The following is a 13,257-nucleotide window of genomic DNA, read 5'->3' on the forward strand; positions in this document are numbered from 1 at the left end:
AAATTTATCTTAGTAAACTGTTTTTTCAGTTTCTACATCGAAGAAGTGAGCTTTGTTCAAGTCAAATCCAAGTTCAACTGTTGCACCAGCTTGCAAGTAGTCACGAGCGTCAACTTTTGCAACGAATTCATCTTTACCAACTTGGCAGTATAGGTGAGATTCTGAACCTAGCAATTCTGATACAGAGATCGTTGCTTTCACAACTGATTCTGGGAATGTTTCAAGGAAAGCAGGTTCTGCATTCACATCTTCTGGACGAATACCGAAGATCAATTCTTTACCTTCGTAACCTTTTTCACGAAGAACTTTCAAAGCACCTTCTGGAACTTTCAAGTTAAAGCCGTCACCAACGATGTGGTCACCGTTCAATTTAACGTTGATGAAGTTCATAGCTGGGCTTCCGATGAATCCTGCTACGAATTTGTTAACTGGGTTTTTGTAAACTTCTTGAGGAGTACCGATTTGTTCAACACGTCCGATAGTACCTGTACCAGCAGGGTTCTTAGTTGCTGACATAATAACGATACGGTCTGCAAGTGTCATCGCTTCTGTTTGGTCGTGAGTTACGTAGATAGTTGTAGCTCCGATACGACGGTGGATTTTAGCAATTTCAGCACGCATTGATACACGAAGTTTAGCATCCAAGTTTGACAAAGGTTCGTCCATCAAGAATACTTTGGCATCACGGACGATTGCACGACCCATGGCAACACGTTGACGTTGACCACCTGAAAGGTCAGCTGGTTTACGATCCAAGAATTCTTTCAAACCAAGAATTTCTGCTGCTTCTTGTACACGTTTGTCAATGTCTTCTTTACTGTATTTACGCAATTTCAAACCGAAGGCCATGTTATCGTATACAGTCATGTGTGGGTAAAGAGCGTAGTTTTGGAATACCATCGCGATGTCACGGTCTTTTGGAGCTACGTCGTTGACAACCACGCCATCGATAGATGCAGTACCTTCTGTGATGTCTTCAAGACCAGCAATCATACGAAGAGTAGTTGATTTACCACATCCTGAAGGTCCTACGAAAACGATAAACTCTTTGTCTTTGATGTTCAAGTTGAAATCTTCAACTGAATAGTGTTCGCTGTTTGGATATTTTTTGTAAATATTTTTAAGATTTAATTCTACCATTGTGGAGAACTCCTTTTGTCATTTGATAGTTTTATTATAGATGAAAACGTTTTACTTTTCTATGGCAAGGTGACCAAAAAAATAAAAAAGTTCTGTGCAACTTGCACAAAACTTTAGATGATATCTGGTAAAATCAACTGATAACACAAGGTGAGGTCAGTCAATTCTTTCAACTGAAGACCGGTCAATTCTTCCCATTTATCAATCTTGTACTGGAGAGAATTGCGATGCAGATACAGTTGTTGAGCTGTTTTTGTCAGGACTGCACTGTTTTCCCACAGTGAAAGGATGATTTCCTGAATCTGATCCTGGTCCACAATCATCTGATGCAGATATTCCTTGACAACTCGGAGATCCACGATTCTTTCACCCATACTCCACAGATAAAGTTGAGAAAAAGTATGAAACCCTTGATGCCCTTGTCGCCACCAGTTTTTGAACAATTCCCGTTCTGCTTTGATGAGATCTGACAGAGCCTGATATCCTGTCTGTGACCAGACCTGACCTAACATGATGGATAAACGTACTCCAAAGTCATATTCTACAGCTTCCAAGGTATCCATCAAGATAGAGCGAACGGATGTGTACTTATCCTGTTGGAGAACAAAAATGTAATCCTGCGCTCCCACCTGAAGCACTGTTTGACAATTTGGAAAGAGGGTTCCCGTCATCTCTAACCAAGACGTTAAATTCTCCTGTTGAAAATAAGATAGGTGACAATAGACAAGCTGCAATTTTTTAAAGTTTTGCGGTGCCTGTCCTTTGCCTTCAATGAGATAACTATACCAGGGATTGAGGGAAATGGTTTGCTCCTGTTTGGTTAAGAGAGCCACCAGTTGTTTTTCACGCTCGCTAAGACTAGCTTCCTCAAGCAAAAGCCACTGATAATTTGACAGAGGTAGACTTAGATAACCCTCTTTATCAACTGGCTGATCTAAGATTTTACCATCAGGAAACCAATCCAGTAGTTCTTTTGCAATCATTTCTAGCCCTCCACTTTTTGGATGCACCAAGAAATCAAGGTTTCGAGGCGCTCCACATTTTCAGTCATATGAAGATAGCCCATGACCGCTTCAAAACCCGTGGACATACGGTAGGTTACCACATCCGCATTCTTAGCCTTAGTATGGCTGTTTGTGTTGCGCCCCCGTTTATAGATTTCTTCTTCTTTTTCCGTTAGGATTTCTTCTTCCAGCATGAGGGAAATCAAATATGCCTGAGCCTTGGCCGACACATACTTGGTTGCCTCTTGGTGAAGTTTATTGGGCTTGGTCATGCCTTTGAGAATGAGATGGCGACGAATATACATGGAATACACCGCATCCCCTTCAAAGGCTAGCGCAATCCCGTTAATGAGATTGACATCAATCACGTGTCCACCTCACTCCATCCTTGGTGTCAAGTAGCTTAATCCCTTGTGCAGCTAGTTGGTCACGGATTTGGTCAGCTGTCGCAAAGTCTTTATTAGCACGCGCTTCTTGGCGTTTTTGGATCAAGGCTTCAATCTCTTCATCCAAAACTTCTTCGACAAAGACTACTCCAAAGACTTCTAACATGGCCGCAAGAGCTTCCTTAACGGTTGCATCATAGTTGCCTGAGTTGATCCATTTGGCCATTTCAAAGACAACTGTGATACCATTGGCAGAGTTGAAATCCTCATCCATGGCCGCTACAAACTTATCTTTAAATGCCTGTAACTCCTGAGCATCTACTGTTCCAGTAAATGGTTGTTCATAGGTGTTCTTCAAATACTTGAGATTTGTCTCCGCATCACGCACTGCTTTTTCCGTAAAATTGATAGGCTTACGGTAGTGCTGAGTCGCAAAGAAGAATCTCAATACTTGACCGTCGATAGTTTTGAGAGCATCGTGTACCGTAATGAAGTTTCCCAAAGACTTAGACATCTTGACATTGTCAATATTGACAAAACCATTGTGCATCCAGTAGTTGGCAAAGGTCTTGCCTGTTTTAGCTTCAGACTGGGCAATTTCGTTGGTATGGTGAGGAAACTCAAGGTCAGCTCCACCACCGTGAATATCGATGGTATCACCCAAAATCTCCGTTGACATGACCGAACATTCGATATGCCAGCCTGGACGTCCAGGTCCCCAAGGACTGTTCCAAGAAATCTCACCTGGTTTAGCAGCTTTCCAAAGAGCAAAGTCTACAGGGTTTTCCTTGCGAGCCGTTTCTTCATCGGTACGGCCTGAAGCACCTAGTTCCAAGTCTTCTAGTGTTTTATTAGCTAACTTAGCATAGTTATGAGATTTTCCCACACGGAAATAGACATCTCCTTGACTCTCATAAGCATAGCCCTTTTCAATCAAATCAACAACAAAACGAATAATATCATCCATAAACTCGACTACACGAGGATGACGAGTTGCAGGCTTCACGCCTAAAGCCGTCACGTCCTCACGAAAGGCAGCAATGTACTTGTCCGCTACTTCTTGAGGTGTGATGCCTTCTTCCTTGGCTCGGTTGATAATCTTGTCATCTACATCGGTAAAGTTGGAAATGTAGGCAACCTCATAACCACGGTACTCAAAGTAGCGACGAATGGTATCGAAGGCTACTGTCGAGCGGGCATTCCCCACGTGGATATAATTATATACCGTTGGCCCACAGACATACATGAGAACCTCTCCCTTTGTAATCGGGACAAATTCTCGTAAATCACGAGACATGGTGTCATAGATTTTAATCATAAAATAATAGTCAGGAAAGCTAAAATTCATAAACAGATATTTTCATAACTAACTGTTCAACTAAATTTTAGTCCGATTGCCTGTCACAAATCGGATTTCCTTGCTCCTTTCTAAACATAAAAGAAGAATACAGTAAAAAGATGAAGGGAGTCACTACGGAAGTTTTATTGCTATGTTTTCCGTTAGGCTCCCTTCCTTTCTTATTTCGAATTTATCGTAAAGACTAGTCTAAACTAACTCTCGAGCAATAACTAGGGCTATCTCAAAGAAAGTCATAGCATCCGCTTTTCTATCCTCGCGTCTAGCATCCCATTCGTGATTTTGATGGTCGACATAGTCAGCTGTGTAGAAAAACTGATAGACATTGGCTAGTCGATATTGGGCCCAGGCCATGATAGCTGAAGCTTCCATATCTACAACTCTAGCTCCTGCTGCTAGTCTTCGTTTGACTTTAGCAGCTGTCTCACGATAGAAGGCATCTGTGGTCCAAGACTTTGTTCGAATATGCTCAATGCCAGCTTTATCCAAGGCTTTTTCCATAGTTAAGAGTAGAGATTGCTCATAGACTATTTCATCACTTGCTGGAGCATAGTGATAACTAGTACCTTCATCACGTAAAGCCGAGCTTGGTAGGATAATCTTATCTGCTTGAATAGACTGGTCTAGAACTCCGCAAGATCCTAAAATGATAAAGTTCTTGAATCCTCTTACTTTGAGTTCTTCTAAGAGTCCAACAACCATTGGAGCTCCAATAAGAGCCATAGCAACTGCTACTTTACTCCCATCTTTTTCATAGATATACCATGGCAGTTTACCATTTAGATTGGTAAGATAGCCACCTTCGTAGACACTATCTATCTGCTTTACTCGTTCAAGGATCTCTCCATTAAAAGACAAGATAATGGTATCACAGATTTCTCCACCACTAAGGAGGCTTCGATCAGTTGGCTCTATAACAGCAGGTACATTTTCAAATTCTTCTAATAGCATTTATTACTCTTTCGCATTCAGATAAACCACCTGGGTCTGTTTAACAAAGCCAATCTTTTCATACAAACGTTTGGCACCTACATTGCTATCTTCCACGGCAATCTGAAACTCCTTGTCATTTTGCTCAATCAGTTTGTTGACTAGGGATTTTGCTAGATAGCTTCCGTAGCCTTGCCCACGTTCAAGCTCAGCTATTGCTAAACCATAGAGGTAATTCGTATTACTCGATAGATCAACTGTGCAAGTTCCAATAACCTGATCATTCTTTAGTAAAATATATAGGCGACTTTCTGGATCCTTCAGAGCTTTAGCAACATATCTATCCACAACTTCTCTAGATTCATGTTCCTCTGAAAATGCCTGAAATTTTAACTGACTAATTTGCTCCTGATAGGAACGATCTGCTAACAAAACTTCAAGATTAGAAACGTTTGCTAACGGGTAAGGTCTTCTATCCTTACCTAACCAAGTTTCTGTCTCTTCATCCTCAATTAGTCCCCAGTTGCTGACAAAATCAGGATGACGGTCTAGAAAAATACGTTCTGTCTGAAAAGTCACTGAATGAATCGGAAAAGAAGCTGTTTCTTTCTCAAAACTTCTATACAAAGCCCGCGCAATTCCTTGACGGCGATGATTGGGGTGGACCAGTATCGCTACTTCCACATCTTGGTCATCTGCGTAGACGGTTAATAGGCCAACAAGTTCACCTTTTTCGTAATAAAGAAAAAAGGCGGGCATGTTGGGGTCAAAATTGAGCATATTGGAGAGATAAGGCTCCCGAAAAGTTCCGTCATAGGCTTGGCAACAGTTAATTAGTTTTTTCGCCTCAGATAGCCCCTCTTGGCTTAACTTGTTTCTTGCTTGAATCATATAGGTATCCTCTATAAACCTGACGATCTATGACTGGCATCTCTCGCCTGCTCAAGTTTATTGACGTAGTATTCCCGTTTTACTTCAACTTCGTGAATGGTTGGTTCATCCTTTTGTCCATGCACTCGGACAATCTTGGCTGGAATTCCGACAACCGTCACATCACTAGGAACATCTGCTACGACAACCGCTGCAGCACCGACTTTGGCATTTTCACCGATTTCTACAGGTCCAATGACTTGAGCATGAGCAGAGATGAGAGCTCCTTTACGAACGGTCGGATGGCGTTTGCCAACATCCTTCCCTGTCCCGCCAAGAGTTACCCCGTGGTAGAGAAGAACCCCTTTTTCAACGATAGCCGTCTCCCCAATTACAAGACCTGAACCATGGTCGATAAAGACACCTGATTCAATCTGAGCTCCAGGGTGAATCTCTATCTGCGTCCAAAAACGCCAAAACTGGCTGTGCATACGAGCTAAAAGCTTAAAGCCATGTTTCCAGAGAAAATGAGAGAGACGGTGAGCAGCCAAGGCTTTGACACCAGGATAGGTCAATAAAACCTCTAAAGTGGTGCGAGCCGCTGGATCATTTTCTTTTACGATATCAATGGTTTCACGCCACCATCCCATACATTTCTCCTTTTCTTATTCTGAGTCTTTTGGTGTTTCTGTAGTTTCTTTCTTAGGTTTGTGGTCCTTGTGGTGGTGACGAGGACGATCTCCATGACGAGGACCTTTGTCCCCTTTTTCTTCTGAACGTTCAGGTTTTGGCGGACGTGGCAAGAGTGCCTTCATAGAAGCATCTACACGACCTTTTTCATCGATCTTAATAACCTTCACATCTACAAAATCACCAATTTGAACTAAATCTTCTACATTGTTAGTACGAGTCCAAGCCATTTCAGAGATGTGTACGAGGGCATCTGTCTTATCAAAGAGGTTGACAAAGGCACCAAATTTCTCGATACGAACAACTTTGGCATGGTAGACTTCGTCCACTTTAGCTTCACGAACCAATCCAGCAATGATCTCTTTGGCACGGTTAATGGCAGCTTGGTCGCTAGAGTAGATAGACACGTTACCTTCTTCGTCGATATCAATCTTAACGCCTGTTTCGGCGATAATCTTATCGATGGTTTCTCCACCTTTACCGATGACAATCTTAATCTTGTCCACATCGATCTTGATGGTATCAATTTTCGGAGCAGTTGGAGCCAATTCTGGACGAACTTCTGGAATGGTTGCTTCGATGACGTCAAGGATTTCAAAACGAGCTTTCTTGGCTTGAGCAAGAGCTTCTGTCAAGATTTCTGCAGTAATCCCTTGGATCTTGATATCCATTTGAAGGGCTGTAATCCCATCACGAGTACCTGCAACCTTGAAGTCCATGTCTCCAAAGTGGTCTTCCAAACCTTGGATATCTGTCAATACTGTATAGTTGTTTCCATCTGAGATAAGACCCATAGCAATACCAGCTACTGGCGCCTTGATTGGCACACCACCAGCCATAAGAGCAAGTGTTCCCGCACAAATAGAGGCTTGAGAAGAAGAACCGTTTGATTCCAATACTTCTGCTACTAGACGAATCGCATATGGGAATTCTTCCAAGCTTGGCAATACTTGAGCAAGGGCACGCTCACCGAGAGCACCGTGACCAATTTCACGACGACCAGGTGCACCGTAACGACCAGTTTCCCCTACAGAGTATTGTGGGAAGTTATAGTGGTGCATAAAGCGTTTCTTGTACTCTGGATCCAAACCATCGATGATTTGAGTTTCACCCATTGGCGCCAAAGTCAAGATAGAAAGAGCTTGCGTTTGTCCACGAGTGAAGAGACCAGAACCGTGTACGCGAGGAAGGAAATCAACAACCGCATCCAAAGGACGGATTTCATCGACCTTACGACCATCAGGACGCACCTTGTCTTCTGTGATCAAACGGCGCACTTCTGCGTGTTCCATTTGTTCCAAGATTTCAGCTACATCACGCATGATACGGTCAAATTCTTCGTGGTCTGCATATTTTTCTTCATACACAGCAGTCACTTGGTCCTTAACTGCTTGAGTTGCAGCTTCACGCGCCAATTTTTCTTCAACTTGAACAGCTTTTTGAAGGTCACTGTTATAGGCTGCGATGATTTCAGCTTGCAATGCAGCATCTACATGAAGCAATTCTACTTCTGCTTTTTCTTTTCCAACAGCAGCAACGATTTCTTCTTGGAAAGCAATCAATTCTTTAACTGCTTCGTGCCCTTTAAGAAGAGCTTCCAACATGATCTCTTCTGACAATTCTTTGGCACCAGACTCTACCATGTTGATAGCGTGCTTGGTACCAGCTACTGTCAATTCAAGAAGAGAGCGTTCTGCTTGTTCTTGCGTTGGGTTGATGACGATTTCCCCATCGACATAACCTACTTGTACTCCAGCGATTGGACCATCAAATGGAATATCTGAGATAGACAAGGCCAAAGATGAACCAAACATAGCCGCCATTGGTGCAGATGCATTTTCATCGTAAGAAAGAACAGTATTGATGACTTGCACTTCATTACGGAAACCTTCCGCAAACATAGGACGGATTGGACGGTCAATCAAACGCGCTGTCAAAGTCGCATCTGTTGAAGGACGTCCTTCACGTTTCATAAAGCCACCAGGAAATTTCCCAGCTGCATACATTTTTTCTTCGTAGTTTACTTGAAGCGGGAAGAAATCCCCAGTTGCCATTTTCTTAGACATAACGGCAGCAGTCAAGACAGTTGACTCACCGTAACGCACGACAACAGAGCCATTTGCTTGCTTAGCAACCTGACCAGTCTCTACGATCAACTCACGACCAGCAAAAGTCGTTTGAAACACATGTTTTGTCATTTTAATCCCCTTTGGATTGATAAAATTATACGCCTTGCCTACAAAAATCAAGATACTAAGCCGTTAAGCAACTCAAAGGAAAATAGGAAATCAAACGACGGAGCGAATGCTCCTAGGTAGATTTATCTTTTTCCACAGAGTTGTAGGCGTGTTCAATTCTCAAGATACAAATCATTAGAAAGGTTTGATACTAAAGCATCTAAACCTTTCACGCTAACCGCTATTAGGCGATTAGCTAAATGCTTTACTAACTCTCTCGTCAAATATCATCGATTTGACTCGCTCGTGTCGCTCTTTCCTACCGTCAGTCATCTGAAAGGTTTGATGCTAAAACATCTAAACCTTTCACGTTAACCGCTATTAAGCGATTAGCTAAATGATTTACTAACTCCCTCGTCAAATAATATCGATTTGACTCGCTCGTGTCGCTAAACCTTGCAGTTTGAATGCATTGTATTATTTAATACCCTCATCTTTGTATCAAGTACGTACAGAGTCTATTTTATCATATTTTTCTTAAAAAGTGCGGGCTTTTCTATTAAAAAGGAACCATTCCTCCATGAAAAGAAGAATGGTTTGCTTTTTATTATCCTAAAGACTGGTGATTGAACAAGGCATGAGTTGCTTGGTGGATATATTGGGCAGTTTCTGCATTGTTCATAGTGTAAAGATGCACACCTGCTACGTCTTGCGTTACCAAGTCCACGATTTGGTCTACGGCATAGGCAAGTCCTGCTGCTCTGAGTGACTCAGGGTCATTCTCATACTTGTCCAAGATAGCCTTAAACTTACGTGGGAGATGGATATTCTCACAAGTCTTCAAAAGACGAAGAGCTTGGTTACGGTTGAGGATTGGCATGATACCCGCATGAATAGGCACATCAATTCCAGCTAAGATACACTTGTCTTGGAAATCATAGAAACGCTCATTGTCAAAGAAGAGTTGCGTTACTAGACTAGAGCATCCTGCATCCACTTTTTTCTTAAGATTTTGGATATCTGAGATTTGGTTTGGCGAATCAGGGTGTCCTTCCGGATAACAAGCACCAATGATATCAAAGTGTGGGGCCTGTTCCTTGATGAACTCAATCAAGTCTGTCGCATAACGGAAATCCTTCTGTGGCTCAACACCTGGAATGATATCTCCACGAAGAGCCAAGATTTTCTGTACTCCAACCTTATCCAAATCTACAATTGTCTCAGCAACCTTATCCTTGGTCAAGTAAATGGCTGGCAAGTGAGCAATGGTTGGAATCTCCAAGTCATTTTGGATATAATCAGCCAAACGAACCGTCGTCTCTTTGATATTAAATTTATTATTGCTGGCAGTCACACTGATAAAGTGTGGAGCCAAATCTTGCATGTTTTGCAGAGCTGCAATAATTTTGTCATTGCCTACTGCTGGGTTTGGAGGGAAAACTTCAAATGAGAGGGACGGTGTTTGACGTGACATATGTATGAACCTTTTCTAGTTGATTTCTTACTGATCAACCATGTATGGAGAAATGTCTTTTCTTACAATTTCTCACGCGCAGCTTTAGCAGCTTCTACAAGGCGGATCAAGCTTTCTTTAGTTTCTGGAATACCACGTGTTTTCAAACCACAGTCAGGGTTGATCCAAACTTTTCTGCTTGGTACTTTAGCAAGGATGGCTTCGATGGTGTGGTCGATTTCGCCTTCGTTAGGCACACGAGGTGAGTGGATATCGTAAACCCCAGGTCCAACTTCTGTTTGGAAGTTTTTCGCTTTGAGTTCGTCCAAGATTTCAAGGTTTGAACGGCTAGCTTCAAATGAGATAACGTCTGCATCCAAGTTGTCGATAGCTGGGATGATATCTGTAAATTCTGAGTAACACATGTGAGTGTGGATTTGTGTGTCTGGTGCTACTGTTGAGTGTACCAAGCGGAAGGCTGGAATAGCCCAGTCAAGGTAATCTTCGTACCAGTCGCTACGACGGAGTGGCAATTTCTCACGAAGAGCAGCCTCGTCGATTTGGATGATTTTCACGCCTGCAGCTTCAAGGTCAAGAACTTCATCCTTGATAGCAAGAGCGATTTGAAGAGTAGAATCCTTGATAGAGATGTCTTCACGTGGGAATGACCAGTTAAGGATGGTAACAGGTCCAGTCAACATACCTTTAACAGGTTTGTCAGTACGGCTTTGTGCGTAGCTAGACCATTTAACAGTGATTGGGTTGAGACGAGTGACATCACCCCAGATGATTGGTGGTTTAACACCACGCATACCGTATGATTGTACCCAACCGTTTTTAGAGAAGAGGTAACCTGACAAGTTTTGACCGAAGTACTCAACCATGTCATTACGCTCGAATTCACCGTGTACAAGCACGTCAAATCCTACTTCTTCTTGCCACTTGATCCATTCGTCGATGGTTTCAGCAAGGAAGGCATCGTATTCTTCTTGAGTCAATTCACCCTTACGGAAGGCCAAACGTTTAGCACGAACTTCCTTGGTTTGAGGGAATGAACCGATAGTTGTTGTTGGAAGAGCTGGAAGTTTGAATGCTTCTTCTTGGATAGCTTCACGTTCTGCAAAGGCTGGCAAACGAGTGTAGTCTGCGTCAGTCAATCCAGCGATACGAGCACGAAGTTCCGCATTTTCACCAACACGTTCAGTCGCAAAGAGTTCTTTGTTTGCTGCAAGTGCTTCTGCACCTTGACCGTTGTGGATAGCATCCAAGTCACGGATCTCATCCAATTTTTCAACTGCGAAAGCAAAGTGGTTCAAGATAGCTGGTTCAAATTCTTCGTTAGCAGTTGTAAATGGCACATGAAGAAGTGAACATGAGCTAGTCAAAACGATATTTTCAGCTGGGATTTGCTCAAGAACAGCCAAGCTCTTTTCGTAGTTGTTTCGCCAGATGTTCTTACCATTAACAATACCTGCATAAAGAGTCTTGTCAGCTGGGAAGCCACCTTTAACGAGTTCAAGAGTTTTCTTACCTTCAACGAAGTCAAGACCGATCGCATCTACTGGCAATTTCACAAGGTCAGCGTAAACGTCACGAACGTCACCGAAGTAAGTTTGAAGCAAGACTTCAAGACCTTTTTTATCAGCCAAAAGTTTATTGTAGAGGTTCAAGAAGAGAGTTTTTTCTTCTTCTGTCAAGTCTTTGACAAGAGCAGCTTCATCGAGTTGGATACGAGTCGCACCAAGTTCAGACAATTTAGCAAAAACATCTTGGTAAGTAGCTACTAAGCTATCTACGAAATCTTCTGCTTTCACACCTTCTTCAAAGTCTGACAATTGAAGGAAAGTGAATGGACCTACAAGGACAGGACGAGTGTTGAGACCAAGTTCTTTAGCTTCTTGGAACTCATCAAAGATCTTGTGTCCAGCCAATTTTACTTGAGTGTCTTTTTCAAATTTAGGAACGATGTAGTGGTAGTTGGTGTTGAACCATTTCTTCATTGGAAGAGCACGAACATCCCCTTTTTCTCCTTGGTAACCACGTCCCAAAGCGAAGTAGCGTTCAAGATCTGACAAGTCCAAGTTTTGTACTGATGCAGGAACTACGTTGAAAAGGAAAGCAGCATCAAGGAAGTTGTCATAGTGAGAAAAGTCATTTGATGGAATTTCAGTGATGCCTTTTTCTTTGACGATGTTCCAGTGTTTTGCACGCAATTCTTTAGCCGCAGCCAAGAGTTCTTCTTCTGAGATTTCTTTTCTAAAGTATTTTTCAGTTGTAAATTTTAATTCGCGGAATTCACCCAAACGAGGGAAACCGATAATTGTAGTTGACATGTTTTGTCCTCCAAAAATTGTTGTTGAAACTATCTTAACAGAAAAGAAAGCGTCTGTATAATTGTAAAAAATTAGGCTTTGATATAGTTTGAAACTATATCGCTATTTCGAGCACAAAAAAAGATTTAGAGAAAATTCCCCAAATCCTTTGATAGATAAAGATTGACAGCCTTTCACACAAACAACGTTCACAGTCCTAGATTCGCAATTAGGAGTCTGACTATGGCTTGTTATTAGAAAAGACTATAGGTCAGTTTAATCAACTTTTTTCCTGTTCAAGTGGAACGACTGCTAGTGTCTTGCCTAAACTGGCTAAAACTTTTAAGACCGTATCCAACTGAGGACTGGTCTTTCCTGTTTCCATCCTAGCAATAACAGGCTGACTCACTCCACTGAGTTCTTCTAGCTTTTTCTGACTGATTCCTTGCTCATGTCTAGCCTCAATCAACTCGCTCATGATAGCCACTCGCATATCACTTTCAAGGATTTCCTCCTTGGTAAAGAGTTGAGACCGGACATCCTTCCAGTTACTTCCAATAGCACTATTCTTCATCACTTAACCCTCTTTCTTTTAAGTCTTTCAGTTCACGCTTGGCTTTTTCAATTTCTCTTCTAGGAGTCTTTTGAGTCTTTTTGACAAAATGATGTAAAAGAACAAAACTCCCATCAAGCCAAGCTACAAATAAAATCCTATCCCGAAGAGGTCTTAGTTCCCATATCTCATCTTCTAAATGTTTAATATAGGGTTCACCAGCTCTAGTCCCATACTGACTCAACAACTCAATATAGTCGTTTAGTTTATTGAGTTTTATGCGACTATCCTTACTTTTACGACAGGCCAATTCTCTCATATAATCCAAGACTGGCTCATTTCCATTTTTGTCCTTATAGAAGTAAATCGTGTGCACCAAGCAACC

General features: G+C 42.1%; 12 protein-coding genes. All 12 read right to left on the reverse strand.

What is annotated here, in order from left to right; genetic code table 11:
* Window positions 1-9 precede the first annotated feature (9 nt).
* Window positions 10-1,140 (reverse strand): ABC transporter ATP-binding protein, encoded by a 1,131-nt coding sequence (locus AB2B50_RS07620; RefSeq protein WP_320692938.1) that lies wholly within the window; start codon window positions 1,138-1,140, stop codon window positions 10-12.
* A gap of 113 nt (window positions 1,141-1,253) precedes the next feature.
* Entirely contained in the window at window positions 1,254-2,123 is an 870-nt protein-coding gene (locus AB2B50_RS07625) for a PucR family transcriptional regulator (RefSeq protein ID WP_320692937.1), read from the reverse strand.
* A gap of 2 nt (window positions 2,124-2,125) precedes the next feature.
* A complete protein-coding gene (locus tag AB2B50_RS07630; RefSeq protein WP_060955477.1) occupies window positions 2,126-2,512 on the reverse strand; it encodes a Mini-ribonuclease 3 in 387 nt (128 codons plus the stop codon).
* Complete coding sequence (gene cysS / locus AB2B50_RS07635) at window positions 2,505-3,848, reverse strand: cysteine--tRNA ligase (protein WP_060956361.1); 1,344 nt, start codon at window positions 3,846-3,848, stop codon at window positions 2,505-2,507. Before cysS ends, AB2B50_RS07630 begins: the two co-directional genes overlap by 8 nt.
* Window positions 3,849-4,076: 228 nt before the next feature.
* Window positions 4,077-4,838 (reverse strand): nucleoside phosphorylase, encoded by a 762-nt coding sequence (locus AB2B50_RS07640; RefSeq protein WP_320692936.1) that lies wholly within the window; start codon window positions 4,836-4,838, stop codon window positions 4,077-4,079.
* A gap of 3 nt (window positions 4,839-4,841) precedes the next feature.
* Window positions 4,842-5,708: a GNAT family N-acetyltransferase gene (locus tag AB2B50_RS07645; protein ID WP_320692935.1), complete on the reverse strand. Its 867-nt coding sequence runs from the start codon at window positions 5,706-5,708 to the stop codon at window positions 4,842-4,844.
* A gap of 11 nt (window positions 5,709-5,719) precedes the next feature.
* Window positions 5,720-6,337, reverse strand: coding sequence for a serine O-acetyltransferase (cysE, locus tag AB2B50_RS07650; RefSeq protein ID WP_060955474.1), 618 nt, complete (start codon window positions 6,335-6,337; stop codon window positions 5,720-5,722).
* 15 nt (window positions 6,338-6,352) lie between these two features.
* Window positions 6,353-8,575, reverse strand: coding sequence for a polyribonucleotide nucleotidyltransferase (pnp, locus tag AB2B50_RS07655; protein ID WP_060955473.1), 2,223 nt, complete (start codon window positions 8,573-8,575; stop codon window positions 6,353-6,355).
* Window positions 8,576-9,161: 586 nt separating this feature from the next.
* Window positions 9,162-10,028, reverse strand: coding sequence for a methylenetetrahydrofolate reductase [NAD(P)H] (metF, locus tag AB2B50_RS07660; RefSeq protein WP_320692934.1), 867 nt, complete (start codon window positions 10,026-10,028; stop codon window positions 9,162-9,164).
* A 62-nt stretch (window positions 10,029-10,090) separates the two neighbouring features.
* On the reverse strand, window positions 10,091-12,340 hold the full coding sequence (metE, locus tag AB2B50_RS07665) for a 5-methyltetrahydropteroyltriglutamate--homocysteine S-methyltransferase (RefSeq protein ID WP_320692933.1): 2,250 nt from the start codon (window positions 12,338-12,340) through the stop codon (window positions 10,091-10,093).
* Between the two features lie 259 nt (window positions 12,341-12,599).
* Complete coding sequence (locus tag AB2B50_RS07670) at window positions 12,600-12,893, reverse strand: helix-turn-helix domain-containing protein (RefSeq protein ID WP_000797748.1); 294 nt, start codon at window positions 12,891-12,893, stop codon at window positions 12,600-12,602.
* Entirely contained in the window at window positions 12,883-13,248 is a 366-nt protein-coding gene (locus AB2B50_RS07675; protein WP_320692932.1) for a type II toxin-antitoxin system RelE/ParE family toxin, read from the reverse strand. The genes AB2B50_RS07670 and AB2B50_RS07675 overlap by 11 nt, the downstream gene beginning before the upstream one ends.
* Window positions 13,249-13,257 lie beyond the last annotated feature (9 nt).

It is taken from the genome of Streptococcus fermentans (assembly GCF_040888305.1).
GTDB lineage: Bacteria > Bacillota > Bacilli > Lactobacillales > Streptococcaceae > Streptococcus > Streptococcus fermentans.